13 protein-coding genes are annotated in these 13,843 nt (G+C 71.5%); 12 read left to right on the top strand and 1 reads right to left on the bottom strand.

The genetic code is table 11. The features are described from left to right. Positions 1-200 precede the first annotated feature (200 nt). From QSK37_RS04505 to QSK37_RS04490, 4 genes are all read left to right on the top strand, one after another. A complete protein-coding gene (locus QSK37_RS04505; RefSeq protein ID WP_285617756.1) occupies positions 201-1,601 on the top strand; it encodes an ammonium transporter in 1,401 nt (466 codons plus the stop codon). Then, a complete protein-coding gene (locus tag QSK37_RS04500) occupies positions 1,598-1,936 on the top strand; it encodes a P-II family nitrogen regulator (RefSeq protein ID WP_285569096.1) in 339 nt (112 codons plus the stop codon). The genes QSK37_RS04505 and QSK37_RS04500 overlap by 4 nt, the downstream gene beginning before the upstream one ends. A 2-nt stretch (positions 1,937-1,938) precedes the next feature. Then, positions 1,939-4,242: a [protein-PII] uridylyltransferase gene (locus QSK37_RS04495; RefSeq protein WP_285617755.1), complete on the top strand. Its 2,304-nt coding sequence runs from the start codon at positions 1,939-1,941 to the stop codon at positions 4,240-4,242. 127 nt (positions 4,243-4,369) lie between these two features. After that, positions 4,370-5,758 (top strand): hypothetical protein, encoded by a 1,389-nt coding sequence (locus tag QSK37_RS04490; RefSeq protein WP_285617754.1) that lies wholly within the window; start codon positions 4,370-4,372, stop codon positions 5,756-5,758. A gap of 646 nt (positions 5,759-6,404) precedes the next feature. Here the strand turns inward: QSK37_RS04490 and QSK37_RS04485 are convergent. Beyond that, complete coding sequence (locus QSK37_RS04485) at positions 6,405-7,346, bottom strand: LysR family transcriptional regulator (RefSeq protein ID WP_285617752.1); 942 nt, start codon at positions 7,344-7,346, stop codon at positions 6,405-6,407. 74 nt (positions 7,347-7,420) lie between these two features. Here QSK37_RS04485 and QSK37_RS04480 point away from each other — a divergent pair, with 74 nt between their 5' ends. The 8 genes from QSK37_RS04480 to lepB all read left to right on the top strand — a co-directional run bounded on the left by QSK37_RS04480 (position 7,421) and on the right by lepB (position 13,491). Beyond that, the gene (locus QSK37_RS04480) at positions 7,421-7,570 is read left to right on the top strand and encodes a hypothetical protein (RefSeq protein WP_285617750.1); all 150 of its coding nucleotides are present in this window, start codon (positions 7,421-7,423) and stop codon (positions 7,568-7,570) included. A gap of 106 nt (positions 7,571-7,676) precedes the next feature. Further along, positions 7,677-9,233 carry a signal recognition particle protein gene (gene ffh / locus QSK37_RS04475; protein ID WP_285617749.1) on the top strand — a complete coding sequence of 519 codons (1,557 nt, stop codon included), beginning with the start codon at positions 7,677-7,679 and terminating at the stop codon, positions 9,231-9,233. Between the two features lie 297 nt (positions 9,234-9,530). Further along, positions 9,531-10,001 carry a 30S ribosomal protein S16 gene (rpsP, locus tag QSK37_RS04470; RefSeq protein WP_285569081.1) on the top strand — a complete coding sequence of 157 codons (471 nt, stop codon included), beginning with the start codon at positions 9,531-9,533 and terminating at the stop codon, positions 9,999-10,001. 1 nt (position 10,002) lies between these two features. Then, positions 10,003-10,245 carry an RNA-binding protein gene (locus tag QSK37_RS04465; protein ID WP_285569079.1) on the top strand — a complete coding sequence of 81 codons (243 nt, stop codon included), beginning with the start codon at positions 10,003-10,005 and terminating at the stop codon, positions 10,243-10,245. Positions 10,246-10,408: 163 nt separating this feature from the next. Continuing rightward, positions 10,409-10,906 carry a ribosome maturation factor RimM gene (gene rimM / locus QSK37_RS04460; RefSeq protein WP_285569076.1) on the top strand — a complete coding sequence of 166 codons (498 nt, stop codon included), beginning with the start codon at positions 10,409-10,411 and terminating at the stop codon, positions 10,904-10,906. 11 nt (positions 10,907-10,917) lie between these two features. After that, positions 10,918-11,691 carry a tRNA (guanosine(37)-N1)-methyltransferase TrmD gene (gene trmD / locus QSK37_RS04455; RefSeq protein WP_285617748.1) on the top strand — a complete coding sequence of 258 codons (774 nt, stop codon included), beginning with the start codon at positions 10,918-10,920 and terminating at the stop codon, positions 11,689-11,691. A gap of 105 nt (positions 11,692-11,796) precedes the next feature. Next, entirely contained in the window at positions 11,797-12,147 is a 351-nt protein-coding gene (rplS, locus tag QSK37_RS04450; protein ID WP_285569071.1) for a 50S ribosomal protein L19, read from the top strand. A 366-nt stretch (positions 12,148-12,513) separates the two neighbouring features. After that, positions 12,514-13,491 carry a signal peptidase I gene (gene lepB, locus QSK37_RS04445; protein ID WP_285617693.1) on the top strand — a complete coding sequence of 326 codons (978 nt, stop codon included), beginning with the start codon at positions 12,514-12,516 and terminating at the stop codon, positions 13,489-13,491. Positions 13,492-13,843 lie beyond the last annotated feature (352 nt).

Raw genomic sequence — 13,843 nt, 5'->3', positions numbered from 1 at the left:
ACGTCCGGCGGTGTGCGCGGCCCACGACGCCGGCGCTACCGACCGCGAACGCCTACGAAGCAGGGCGTAACACTTCGAAACACGTCGGAAACATGGACGGGCGGGGTTTCACACCGTCGAAACACTCATGCCCCGTAGGTGAAACGGCTCTGCTCGAAGCTCCAGAGCAGTATCGACCACCTCACCCGAAGGGACGCCGCATGCCGCCGGACGTTCTCAAGATGTTGAATTCAGGCGACACCGCCTGGCTGCTGGCGAGCTCTGCTCTCGTGCTTCTCATGACCCCGGGTCTCGCCTTCTTCTACGGCGGTATGACCCGGTCCAAGAGCGTCCTCAACATGCTGATGATGAACTTCGCCACGATCGGCATCGTCAGCGTGCTGTGGGTGTTCTATGGCTACTCACTGGCATTCGCCAAGGACGTTGGGAACCACGGTTTCATCGGCGGGTTCGGCCGGGTCGGGCTGAAGGACACGCTGATCTCCGCGTCCGGCACGTCGCCCGAACTGGCGTTCGTCTCCTTCCAGCTCATGTTCGCCATCATCACCCCGGCGCTGATCAGCGGTGCCATCGCGGACCGGGTGAAGTTCGGCGGCTGGTGCGCGTTCGTGGCGATCTGGACCACGGTCGTGTACTTCCCGGTGGCGCACTGGGTGTTCTTCTTCGGTGACCTGTCCACCACCAAGGACGGCGGTTTCCTGGCCGACCACATCGGCGCGCTCGACTTCGCCGGCGGCACCGCGGTGCACCTGAACGCCGGTATGGCGGGTCTGGCCCTGGCCCTGGTGGTCGGCAAGCGGGTCGGCTGGCCCAAGGAGCCGATGCGCCCGCACAACGTGCCGTTCGTGCTGCTCGGCGCCGGTCTGCTGTGGTTCGGCTGGTTCGGTTTCAACGCCGGCTCGGCGCTGGCCGCCAACGCCCAGGCGTCCGTGGCGTTCATCAACACCCAGGTGGCGACCGCGGCCGCGGCGCTCGGCTGGATCATCGTGGAGAAGTTCCGCTACGGGAAGTCCACCGCCCTGGGCATGGCCTCCGGCGCGGTCGCCGGCCTCGTCGCGATCACCCCCGCCTGTGCCTCGGTGAACCCGGTCGGCGCGATCATCCTCGGCCTCATCGCCGGCGCGCTCTGCTCCGTGGCGGTCGGCATGAAGACCAAATTCGGCTTCGACGACTCCCTCGACGTCGTCGGCGTGCACGCGGTCGGCGGCGCGGCGGGCGCCCTGCTGATCGGCTTCCTGGCCACCCCGACGGTGACCGGCATCCTCACCCCGGCCAAGGGCGACGGACCGGCGGGCCTGTTCTACGGCGGCGGGTTCGGCCAGCTCGGCAAGCAGGCCATCGGCGTGGTGCTGGTGGCGGTGTACTCCTTCGTCCTCACCTTCGTCATCGGCAAGGTGCTGGACAAGATCATGGGTCTGCGGGTCAGCGAAGAGGACGAAGTGTCCGGCATCGACCTGGCCGTCCACGCGGAGACCGCGTACGAGATCGGCACGTCGCACGGCGGTTCCGGCGGCGGACACGGCATCCTTGCCGCACTGACGGCGGACAACGCCAAGGGCTCGGCGGAGCCGGGCGACAAGAAGGTGGAGGCTGAGGCATGAGACTCGTCACGGCGGTCATCAAGCCCTTCAAGCTCGATGACGTCAAGGCGGCGCTGGAGACCTTCGGGGTCAACGGCCTCACGGTCAGCGAGGCCAGCGGGTACGGCCGCCAGCGCGGTCACACCGAGGTCTACCGGGGCGCGGAGTACAAGGTCGACCTCGTGCCCAAGCTGCGGGTCGAGGTGCTCGTCGACGACGAGGACGCCGAGGACATCGTCGACGTCATCGTGAAGGCCGCGCAGACCGGCAAGATCGGCGACGGCAAGGTGTGGTCGGTGCCGGTCGACACCGTGGTGCGCGTGCGCACCGGTGAGACCGGGCCGGAGGCACTGTAAGGGTGACGGACACGCTCGGGGGGAGGCACGGCCCGGCTGAGGCGACGACTCAGCCGGGCCCGGCCGCGCAGGGCGGCGACGGCGCCCGCGCGCGGCTGCGCGCCGAACGCGCGCGCCGCGCCGGCGAGCTCGACCGCCGGCTGGCCCGGCTGGTCGGCGCCGAACCGGACGTCGCGCTGGTCGCGGTCGGCAGCCACGGACGCGAGGAGCTCACCCCGGGCGGCGACGTCGACCTGGTGCTCCTGCACCGTGACCGTCCCGACGTCGCGGCCCTGGCCGACCGCGTCTGGTATCCGATCTGGGACTCCGGGCTCCGGCTCGACCACTCGGTGCGCACGCCCGCCCAGGCGCGCGCCGTCGCGCGCGAGGACCTCAAGGCCGTGCTCGGCCTGATCTCCGCCCGGCACGTCGCGGGCGACCCGGACCTCACCCGCGAGGTGCGCGAGACGGTGCTCGCCGACTGGCGCTCCGACGCGCGCCGCCGGCTGCCCGAGCTGCGGGAGATGACACGCGCCCGCTGGCGCGACTCCGGCGAGCTGGCGTTCCTCCTGGAACCGGACCTGAAGGAGTCGCGCGGCGGACTGCGCGACGTGCACGCCATCCAGGCGGTCGCGGCGGCCTGGATCGCCCCGGCGCCGTCCGCACGGGTCAAGGACGCCTACGCGCTGCTCCTGGACGTCCGGCACGCGCTGCACGAGACGACCGGCCGCGCGGCGGACCGCCTCGTCCTGCAGGAGCAGGGCGCGGTGGCCGAGGCGCTCGGCCTGCTCGACGCCGAAGTGCTCCTGCGCACGGTGGTCGAGGCCGCCCGTTCGGTCACGTTCGCGGTGGACCACATGTGGCGGGCGGTGGACCGTTTCTGCTCCCCGTCCGGCCGGCCGGTGCGCCGGCCCCTCGCCGACGGGGTCGTCGAGCACGACTCCGAGGTCGTCCTCGCCCGCGGCGCGGACCCGCGCGACCCCACGCTCGTCCTGCGCGCCGCGGCGGCCGCCGCGCAGGCCGGCCTGCCGCTGGCGATCTCGACGGTCGAGCGGCTGGCACGGGAGACGTCGCCGATGCCGGTGCCGTGGCCGGCGGAGGCACGCGACGCGCTGGTGACACTGCTCGGCGCCGGATCGCCCGCCATCGGCGTCTGGGAGGCGCTCGACCAGGTCGGCCTGATCGAACGCCTGCTGCCCGACTGGGAACGCGTGCGCAACCGCCCGCAGCGCAACCCGGTGCACACGTTCACCGTCGACCGCCACCTCGTGGAGACCGCGACGCGGGCCGCCGCCCACACACGTGACGTCGCCCGCCCCGACCTGCTGCTGGTCGGCGCGCTCCTGCACGACATCGGCAAGGGCTGGCCCGGCGACCACTCCAAGACCGGTGCTGTGATGGCGCGCGACCTGGGGGAGCGGCTCGGCTTCGCCGACGGTGACGTCCGGGTGCTGGAGGCCGTCGTACGGCACCATCTGCTGCTGCCCGAGACCGCGACACGCCGCGACCTGGACGACCCGGTGACGATCGAGACGGTGGCCGAGACGGTCGGCGACTCCGTCGTCCTGGAGACGCTCGCCGCGCTGGCGGTCGCCGACGGCCAGGCCACCGGACCGGCCGCCTGGGGGCCGTGGAAGGCCGGCCTGGTCGCCGAGCTCACCCGCCGCGTCGCCGCCGTCCTGGCCGGCGCGCCGCCGCCGGTGGCGCCCGAGCCGACGCCGGAGCAGCTCGCCCTCGCCCGGCACGGCGGCGGGTCCGTACGCGTCGTCGGGTCGCGGATCACCGTCGTCGCGCCCGACCGGCCCGGACTGCTCTGGCAGGCCGCCGGCGTGCTCGCCCTGCACCGCCTGGCCGTACGCGGCGCTCGCACGGTGTCCTGGGGCCAGGGCGCGGAGGGGCCGACCGCGCTGCTGGAGTTCATGGCCGTGCCGGAGTACGGCTCCGGGCCGGACCCGGCCGCGCTGGAGGTCGACCTGCGCCGCGTGCTGGCCGGCCGGCTGGACGTCGAGAAACGTCTCGAACGCCGGGCCCGCTCGTACCGCCCGCGCAAGGGCGTGCCGGTGCCGCCGCCTCGCGTGACCATGATCGACGACGCGTCCGCGACCGCGACGGTGGTGGAGGTGCGCGCGCACGACCGGCCGGGCCTGCTGTGGCGCGTCGGGCACGTGCTCGGCTCCTTCGGCCTGCAGGTACGCGCGGCGCGCGTCGAGACGCTCGGTGCCGAGGCCGTCGACGTCTTCTACGTGGTCGACGCCGAGGGACGCCCGGTCACCGACGAGCGCCTGCGCGCCTCGATCCGCGCGGGCGTGCTCGACGCGGTGCGCTGAGTCCCTGACACAGGTGTCCTGGCCCAGACCGGCCAGTGAAGATCACGGGAACCTCCGTCGCGATCATTGACCGCGCCCGTGGGCCGCGATGACGCTTCTTGCGTTTCGCGATACCTGGGAGGCTCCTGTGCGAAGATTTTCGCTGGTCCATGCCGCCGTGCTGGCAGGTGCGGCGTCCGCCGCCGCTCTGACCGCCGTGCCGGCCGCCGCCGCGGAGACGAAGACCGTCGACCGAGGTCACGACCGTACACTCACGTTCCGGGCCGACCGGGCGGGCGAGGCGCTCGTCGACGTGACGGCCGCCGCGCCCGGGGTCTCCTGGGCGAACCAGGGACACGAGTCGGCGGTGCTGTCGCTCTACGTCGACGGCCGGTACGCCACCGACGACGTGGTGCCGGCCGCGTTCCCGATCACCCGGCAGTTCGCGCTCGGGCACGTGCGGGCGGGCCGGCACCGGCTGACGCTCCGGTTCGCCGCGGACCGGTCGCGCGGCACGCGCGTCCAGGTCTCCCGCACCGCCGTCCGCGTGGTGAGCCGCGGGCAGGCCTACCTCGACCTGGCGCACGCGCCGATCCTGTACGGCCGGAACGGGGCCGACTGGGGCGGGCCGTTCCAGAACTCCTACACCGACACCCCGCTCGTCGCCTGGCACGAGGACGTGCCCGCGGCCGTCCCGGGACACCGGCTGCTGACGTACTCCTACATCTGGAGCAACGAGGACGGCGGCACGTCGACGCCGCAGCTCATGGCACGCTGGGGCCGTACGACCGACATCGAGTGGATCTACCAGGTCGAGGTCGACGCGCAGGGCCGCCGCGTGCCGGGCACCGCCGTGATCCAGGCGCCGAACCACGTGACGCAGCCGTTCGGCGGGACGTACGAGGGCGACCACCCGCTGATGCAGACCTGCACGCTCAACAACAACATCTGCGACACGGTGGACGACCCGATGCGGTTCTTCCTGTCCACGTCCGCGTCGCTGAACGCCGCCACTGAGGCCCGTGAGCAGATCATGGACCGCAACCCGTGGACGTACTGGGTGTCCGACGCGGAGTCGCGTCGCGAGGGCAAGGTGGAGGCGGACCCGCCGACCTCCTCCACGACGTCCATCGCCGACCCGCGCGACTACCTCTACCTGGTCGTCCGCAAGGTGACCGCGAACCCGCCGAACGGAGCCACCGACTGGGTGGGCCTGTCCATCGGAGTACGGCTGAAGGGCGACCCGACGCTGTACCGCTCGGACCACCTGTTCCCGGACCGGTCGATCCAGCGTGACGTGCCGGCGGCCACGACCGTGCAGCTCCCGCCGGGCACGACGTCGTCGGACATCGCGGAGATCACCGCGATCCGGGTGCCGACCTCCGCCGCCGACCCGGGCTCGACGATCGAGGTCCAGGCGGTCAACCGGGCGTTCTTCCTCGGCCGCGACGACGAGCCGCAGCAGTCGTTCCTGTCCGGCGCGACCCCGGCCACGCTGACCAAGGCCGCGCCGACCGCGGTCCTCTACACCGGCTGAGCCGTTCCGACCAGACCGGCACGACGGTCCGCCCGTTCACCGAGGTGCACACCACCGGCCGGGCGTGCTGAGACCCGTCGTCGCCCAGCGCGAGCGGGACCCCGGCGGCACGACCACCGTGCCGCCGGGGCCCGCCTCGCACGGGTCTCCGCCGATCGTGCCCGACGGCCGCGTCCGGACCGTACGACGAAGACCTCCTCGCGGACCGGACGGCCGGCTCGCCCGTCCGTATGCGGCGGTGCGACAGCGGTCGAGCCGGGGGAGCGCTGGGCGTCACCGAGCAGGCCGCCGTGCGGCCGGTGGACGAGCCGGAGCGGCGTGGCCACGTCGAACGCCACCCGCACCCGGCGCTCCTGTGTCGGGCGGGTTGTGGCGCTGTGGGTCGAGGTGGAGGACCGTTGGGTCGGCGCCGCCCGCATCCGGTGCGCCGGCGTCGTCGTGTCGGCCGTTCCTGTGTCGGGCGGGTTGTGGCGCTGTGGGTCGAGGTGGAGGACCGTTGGGTCGGCGCCGCCCGCACCCGGCGTGTCGGCGTCGTCGTGTCGGCCGTTCCTGTGTCGGGCGGGTCGTGGCGCCGGGACCGAGGTGGAGGACCGCGGGGCAGGCCTGGTCCGCGAGTCGCCGTCGGCGTACGTCACCGCTGGCCGGCTCACCGCCGATCCGGCCCTTCCGGCAGTGACACGAGATCCCGGCCGGCCTCCTCCAGCGCGGCCAGGCCCCGCGCGATCGCGGGCCGGCGGTCGCTGCCGAGCCGGACGCACGCCAGGACGCGGCGGGTGGGCGCGTCGCGCAGCGGGAGCCGGGCGACCGCGTGCCGGGTGGGCACCGTGGCCGTACGGGGGATCAGGGCGACGCCGAGCCCGCAGGCGACCAGGGCGGAGACCGCGGTGTAGTCGCGCGCGTGGTGCGCGACCCGGGGCGTGAAGCCCGCGGCCGAACAGGCCGTGACGGCGACTTCGTACAGGTCGCAGCTGCCGGCGGCGGCCAGTACCCAGGGCTCGTCCGCGGCGTCCGCCAGGGCGGTCTCCACCCGCCCCGCCAGCGGGTGGCCGGCGGGCACGATCAGGTCGAACGGCTCGGCCAGCACCGGGCGGCGGCCGAACTTCGCGTCGTCCAGCGGCAGCGTCGCCCCGCCCAGGACGGCCACGGCGATGTCGGTCTCCCCGGCCAGCAGCCGGTCCAGCGCGTCGGCCGGCTCCTCCTCCGCCACGTGGACGGCCAGCCCGGGGTCCGCGGCGCGCAGCCGGGCCGCCGCCGGTGCCAGCAGCCCCGCGACCGCGGAGGGGAATCCGCACATGCGCAGGGACGCGGAGCTGCCGTCGGCGTACGCGGCCAGCTCGGCCCGCGCCCGCTCCCAGCCTGCGTGCAGCGCGTCGGCGTGGGCCACCAGCGCGCGGCCGGCGGGTGTGAGGCGCACGCGCCGGCCGTCGGGCTCCAGCAGCGCGACGCCGGTCTCGCGGGCGAGCTGGCGCAGCTGGTGGGAGACGGCGGACGGGGTGAGGTGGAGCACGTCGGCGGCCGCGGTGACCGTGCCGTGGCGGTGCACGAGGCGCAGCACCTGGAGGCGCCGCAGGTCGACCGACTCGATCATGCGATTTCCTCACACGGTCATGGGAGAAAAGATGAGCTGGACCTCAACTGTAGGCGCGGCCGACACTGGCGGGCATGAACCGGTGTCACCGATGCGGCAGCCCGCAGGAACCCCCGTACACCGTCGTCTCGCGTCACCTCACGTCGGAGGGCGTGCTCCTGTACACCCGCTGTGCCTGCGGCGCGGTGCGGCCGTGGCTGCTGCGTTACCAGGGACTTCGCTGAGAAGCGGCCGGTGACGAGGGTCGCGCGCCGAGCGTCATGCCCAAGGCCGGTCGAACGGATAGTGTGGTAGGTCGATCCCCGAAGCTTCCTAGGACTGGCCAAAGACGTGTTCGAGACGCTTTCCGACCGGCTGACTACGGTCTTCTCCTCACTGCGCAGCAAGGGCAAGCTGTCCGAGTCGGACATCAACGCCACGGCGCGCGAGATCCGCATCGCCCTGCTCGAGGCCGATGTGGCGCTGCCCGTCGTCAAGGACTTCATCGCGCAGATCAAAGAGCGGGCCGCCGGTGCGGAGGTGTCCCAGGCGCTGAACCCCGCCCAGCAGGTCGTCAAGATCGTCAACGACGAGCTGATCAACATCCTCGGCGGCGAGACGCGGCGGGTGCGGTTCGCCAAGACGGCGCCGACCGTGATCATGCTGGCGGGTCTGCAGGGTTCGGGTAAGACGACGCTGGCGGGCAAGCTGTCGCGCTGGCTGAAGAACGAGGGCCACGCGCCACTGCTCGTCGCCGCCGACCTGCAGCGGCCCAACGCCGTCCAGCAGCTGCAGGTGCTCGGTGAGCGCGCCGGCACGCCGGTGTACGCCCCCGAGCCGGGCAACGGCGTCGGCGACCCGGTCGAGGTGGCCCGGCGCTCGATCGAGCACGCACGGCACGCGCAGCACGACGTGGTCATCATCGACACCGCCGGCCGGCTGGGCATCGACCAGGAGATGATGCGCCAGGCCGCCGACATCCGCGACGCGGTGAAGCCGGACGAGATCCTCTTCGTCGTCGACGCGATGATCGGTCAGGACGCGGTCACGACGGCGCAGGCGTTCGTCGACGGCGTCGGCTTCGACGGCGTCGTGCTCACCAAGCTCGACGGCGACGCGCGCGGTGGCGCCGCGCTGTCGGTGCGCCACATCACCGGCCGGCCGATCATGTTCGCCTCCACCGGTGAAAAGCTGGAGGACTTCGACGTCTTCCACCCCGACCGGATGGCGGGGCGGATCCTCGACATGGGTGACATCCTCACCCTGATCGAGCAGGCCGAAAAGGCGTTCGACGCCGAGCAGGCCGAGAAGATGACCTCGAAGTTCGCTTCGGGCGAGGACTTCAGCCTGGAGGACTTCCTCGAGCAGATGCAGATGATCCGCAAGCTCGGGCCGATCAAGAACCTGCTCGGAATGATGCCCGGAATGGGGCAGATGCGGCAGCAGATCGACGAGATCGACGACCGTGATCTCGACCGGGTGGGCGGCATCATCAACTCGATGACGCCCGACGAGCGGCGCAACCCGAAGATCATCAACGGTTCGCGGCGCGCGCGCATCGCGAAGGGTTCCGGCGTCTCCGTGACCGAGGTCAACAACCTCGTCACTCGCTTCTTCGACGCGCAGAAGATGATGCGCCAGATGGCCGGCGGCATGGGCATTCCCGGTATGCCGGGCACTCGTCGCAAGGCGGTCAAGGCCAACAACAAGAAGAACAAGAAGGGCCGGCAGCGCAGCGGTGACCCGCGCAAGCGCGCCCAGGAGGCGACCGGAAAGGGCGGCGCCGGCCAGGACGCCCTGCCGAAGGGCCTGCCGCCCGGCCTGGGCGGCGGCCTGCCGGGACAGCTGCCCCCGGGCTTCCAGATGCCGGACTTGTCCAAGCTGCAGGACCCCAAGAAGGGGAAATAACCGAATTCCGCTGATCGTGCGGTGATCGTCTGCTTCGCCGCACGACCGGCGGTGAAAACGACCTCGGGAGGGCGGCCGGAGAAACCGGGCGGTCGGTCGGGGCCGGTTGGTCGGGGGAAACAAGAACCTGATCGATTGCGACTTCGCCGCGATCGTCTGGCAGAATGGCAGGCTGGAACCGCGGTCAGCCAGGGACCCTCTCTCAACCCGGGCGAGCCGTGTCCTTCCGAGTGGCAGCGCAGGTCCCCACCCGGCGCCCGTCCGCTCATCCATTCGAATCTGGAGAACACCACACCCGTGGCAGTCAAGATCAAGCTCAAGCGTCTGGGGAAGATCCGGGCACCGTACTACCGGATCGTCGTTGCCGACTCCCGCACCAAGCGCGATGGCCGCGCCATCGAGGAGGTCGGCAAGTACCACCCGAAGGAGGAGCCCTCGCTGATCGAGGTCGACTCCGAGCGGGTGCAGTACTGGCTGGGCGTCGGTGCCCAGCCGACCGAGCCCGTCCTCGCGATCCTCAAGGTCACCGGCGACTGGCAGAAGTTCAAGGGCGAGCCGGGTGCCGAGGGCACGCTGAAGGTCGCCGAGCCGAAGCCGGACAAGGCCGAGGTCTTCGCCGCCGCCCTCAAGGAGACGGCGGACGAGCCCGAGGGCAAGGCGACTCAGCCGAAGTCCAAGAAGGCCGCGCCGAAGAAGGCCAAGAAGGACGAGGCGAAGGCGGAGGAGCAGCCGGCCGAGGACGCCGCCGAAGCCAAGAGCGAGGCGTAGCGTGCTCGAGGAGGCGCTCGAGCACCTGGTGCGCGGCATCGTCGAGCACCCGGACGAGGTTCGGGTGCGGGCACGTCGGCTGCGCAACGGCAGGGTCCTCGAAGTACGCGTGCACCCCGACGACCTGGGTAAGGTCATCGGGCGCAACGGCCGTACGGCCAAGGCCCTGCGCACCGTCATGAGCGCCATCGCCGGAGGACGATACGTCCGCGTCGACCTGCTCGACCTCAACGAGGCGCGCTGACGGTGTCCTCCGGATCCCCGGCCCGCGCCACGGCGCCCGGGCCGCCGACGCTTCGGCCCGGCGAAGGATCCGCGCCCGTCCGATCCCCGGCTGCCACCGTGCGGCCGGGGATCTCGGCTTCCTTCCGCGACGGGGCGGCCCGATCTGTACGAGGCGGGGTCTGATGCTGCTCGCCGTCGGCCGCATCGGCCGCGCACACGGAGTCCGGGGCGAGGTCAGCGTCGACGTGCGCACCGACGACCCGGCCGCCCGGTTCGCCCCCGGAGCCGCACTCGGCACCGAGAACGCGGGCACGCTGACCGTGGAGACGGTCCGTACGCACGCGGGGCGCCTGCTGGTGCGGTTCGCCGGGATCGAGGACCGCACGGCCGCCGAGGAGCTCCGCGGCCTGCTGCTGCTCGTCGACTCCACCGAGATCCCGCCGAGCGGCGACCCGGAGGAGTTCCACGACCACGAGCTGATCGGCCTGGCCGCCGTCGCCACGGACGGCACCGCGCTCGGTGAGATCGTGGACGTCGAACACCACGGCCAGGACCTGCTGGTCCTGCGCCGCCCAAGTGGCGACGACGCGCTGGTGCCGTTCGTCAGCGCGATCGTCCCGACCGTCGACGTCCCCGCCGGCCGCGTCGTCCTCGACCCGCCGGCCGGTCTGCTCGACTAGAGAAGACCCCCATGCGACTCGACATCATTACGATCTTCCCCGACTACTTCGCGCCGCTCGGCGTCTCCCTGCTGGGCAAGGCCCGGCAGCGCGGCGACGTCGACGTCCACGTACACGATCTGCGGGGCTGGGCCCACGACCGGCACCGTACGGTGGACGACACCCCGTACGGCGGCGGCCCCGGCATGGTGATGAAACCCGAGCCGTGGGGCGAGGCCCTCGACGCGATCGCCCCGGCCGGGTCGACGCCGCGGCTGGTCGTGCCCACCCCGAGCGGGCGCCCGTTCACCCAGGAGACGGCCGTCGCGTACGCGGCGGAGCCGTGGCTGGTGTTCGCGTGCGGTCGCTATGAGGGCATCGACGCCCGGGTGATCGAGGACGCGCGGTCGCGGATGCCGGTCGACGAGGTGAGCATCGGCGACTACGTCCTCGCGGGAGGCGAGTCGGCCGTACTCGTCATCGTCGAGGCGGTGACGCGGCTCCTGCCGGGCGTGCTGGGCAACGCCGACTCGGTCAGCGACGATTCCTTCGCGCCGGGCCGGATGGCGGCGCTGCTCGAAGGCCCGGTGTACACCAAGCCTCCGACCTGGCGCGGACGCGAGGTGCCCCCGGTGCTCATGTCTGGCAACCACGGCGCGATCGCCCGGTGGCGGCGCGACCAGGCCCTGCGCCGTACGGCCGCCACGAGACCCGATCTGATCGCCCGCAACACCCTGGACGACGCCGATCGGAGTACCCTGGCGGACGCCGGTTTTCCGATCGACGGCGAACATATGGCACACTGAGATGTCGGCCCGGCTTCATGCTGGGCGCGCCCAGACTTCCCAGAAGACCCCATCGCGTTGTGGCACCGTGTGCCGCGCGCGTGTCCAACACGAGGAACCTCAGTCATGCACACCCTGATCCAGGAGATCGAGAACGCCGCGAAGCGGTCGGATGTACCGGACTTTCGCCCGGGTGACACGCTCAAGGTTCACGTGCGCGTGACCGAGGGAAGCCGCAGCCGTATCCAGGTCTTCCAGGGCGTTGTGATCCGGCGCCAGGGCGGCGGCGCCCGCGAGACGTTCACGGTCCGTAAGGTGAGCTACAGCGTTGGCGTGGAGCGCACGTTCCCGCTCAACAGCCCGTCGATCGACAAGATCGAGGTCGTCACCCGCGGCGACGTCCGCCGTGCGAAGCTCTACTACCTCCGCGACCTCCGCGGCAAGGCCGCGCGCATCAAGGAGAAGCGCGACAACTGACCGCGCCTCCGACGAAGCCCTCCTCCCGAACGTGATCCGCCGGAAACGGCGATGTTCGGGAGGATCGGTGCTTTTAGCGCAGGGATCGTTCGGTGCACCGAGTGCCGTGACCGCGGAGGCGGTGTTGCTGCTTCCGGTCATCGGTGCCGTGACGCGGGGCCGCCCTCTTCCGGAAGGTCAAGTCTCGGCAAGGTCGAGTTGAGCCGACGGGGCCTTACGGGTACAACGGGCACTGCGAATCGTCCGGGACGGCGCAATGGCGTTCCAGGGCGAAGTTCTCTATTCGGATGACTCCGGCGCCCTTGCTGGAGACGACACGCGGCCGATAACCTCCCGTGCGGCCTTAGGGCATTAGGCTTCCTAATGATGAGCGACGACGAGCAGGGCCTGCGCGAGCCCGCGCCCACTTCCGGTGAAACGCGCCACGACCTGTCCGGGAACTCCCGGGACGGCGTGAGGCACGAAGGGCGCGAGCCGAACGGTACGCCCGACGATGCGGCCCTGGTCGGAGACGAGGCCGACTCCGGTGACGACGACTCGTCACACAAGGGGCGGAAGAAGAAGCAGGGGTCGTTCTGGAAAGAACTCCCCATCCTCGTCGTCGTGGCGCTCGCCCTGGCCATGGTCATCAAGGCCTTCGCCGTGCAGGCGTTCTACATCCCGTCCCAGTCGATGGAGAACACCCTCAAGGTCGGCGACCGGGTCCTAGTCAACAAGATCGTCTACCACACGCGCGACATCAAGCGCGGTGACGTGGTCGTCTTCAACGGGCTCGACTCCTGGGACCCGGAGGTCCAGTACCCCCAGCCGAAGAACCCGGTGTCGAAGGTGCTCCACGCCGTCGGCAGCGCGTTCGGGGTCGTGCCGGGGGAGAAGGACTACATCAAACGCGTCATCGGTGTGCCAGGCGACCACGTGGCATGCTGCGACGCCCAGGGCCACGTGACCGTCAACGGCCACCCGCTCGTCGAGACGTCCTACATCTACACCGACCCGCAGACGGGCGAGCAGAACCGGCCGTCGGACAGCAAGTTCAAAATCACCGTGCCGGCGGGCCACCTGTGGGTGATGGGCGACCACCGCGAGGTGTCGTACGACTCGCGCGGCCACATCGGCGACCCGGGCGGCGGCACGATCCCGGAGAGCCGCGTGATCGGCCGAGCCTTCGTCGTCGTTTGGCCGCTGTCCCGGCTCAAGACGCTGCCGATCCCGTCGACCTTCAGCACCCCGGGGCTGGCCTTGGAGAACGGCGTCCTGCCGGAGACACCACTGGCACTGGGCCTGATCGGCGCCATACCGGTCACGCTCCTACGCCGCCGTTTCCGCATCCGCCGCTCCCGCTGACCGCCTGTCGCTCGATCGCGTCGAGCTGACTTACGCGTCCTGCTGGACAGCGTGTTAGGGCGGGCAGATTCCGCTGTCCGGTTGCCCGCCGCCTCGCCCCGGTGTCGTCGGTCGACGGCCGAACCAGGGCGACTCCCTCCTCCGAGTTGAGCCGCGCCACCCGGCCGCCGCTCGTGACGGACGGACGCCCGGAGAGAAGTCGTAGGCGCGGCGGATCCCGTATGGCGTGGGAGCCCTTCGCTGGACTAGAGCCACGCCGCGCGCTGTTTGAAGGCCGCCGTTTCGGCCGTGTCCCTTGGCAGCGCGCAGCGTCTTTCGGCCCAGCTCGCCGCGCCGGACGCCGGACGCCGGA

Source organism: Actinoallomurus iriomotensis, assembly GCF_030269445.1.
GTDB lineage: Bacteria > Actinomycetota > Actinomycetes > Streptosporangiales > Streptosporangiaceae > Actinoallomurus > Actinoallomurus iriomotensis.
The sequence above is the reverse complement of the archived record's forward strand: the minus strand, read 5'-3'. Positions and strand labels throughout refer to the sequence as shown.

What these genes read in the sequence shown, in the direction of transcription:
- QSK37_RS04505 (WP_285617756.1), top strand. Translation starts at nt 201, where the DNA reads ATGCCGCCGGACGTTCTCAAGATGTTGAATTCAGGCGACACCGCCTGG.
- QSK37_RS04500 (WP_285569096.1), top strand. Translation starts at nt 1,598, where the DNA reads ATGAGACTCGTCACGGCGGTCATCAAGCCCTTCAAGCTCGATGACGTC.
- QSK37_RS04485 (WP_285617752.1), bottom strand. Translation starts at nt 7,346, where the DNA reads ATGATCGAGTCGGTCGACCTGCGGCGCCTCCAGGTGCTGCGCCTCGTG.
- QSK37_RS04480 (WP_285617750.1), top strand. Translation starts at nt 7,421, where the DNA reads ATGAACCGGTGTCACCGATGCGGCAGCCCGCAGGAACCCCCGTACACC.
- rimM (WP_285569076.1), top strand. Translation starts at nt 10,409, where the DNA reads ATGCTGCTCGCCGTCGGCCGCATCGGCCGCGCACACGGAGTCCGGGGC.
- trmD (WP_285617748.1), top strand. Translation starts at nt 10,918, where the DNA reads ATGCGACTCGACATCATTACGATCTTCCCCGACTACTTCGCGCCGCTC.
- rplS (WP_285569071.1), top strand. Translation starts at nt 11,797, where the DNA reads ATGCACACCCTGATCCAGGAGATCGAGAACGCCGCGAAGCGGTCGGAT.
- lepB (WP_285617693.1), top strand. Translation starts at nt 12,514, where the DNA reads ATGAGCGACGACGAGCAGGGCCTGCGCGAGCCCGCGCCCACTTCCGGT.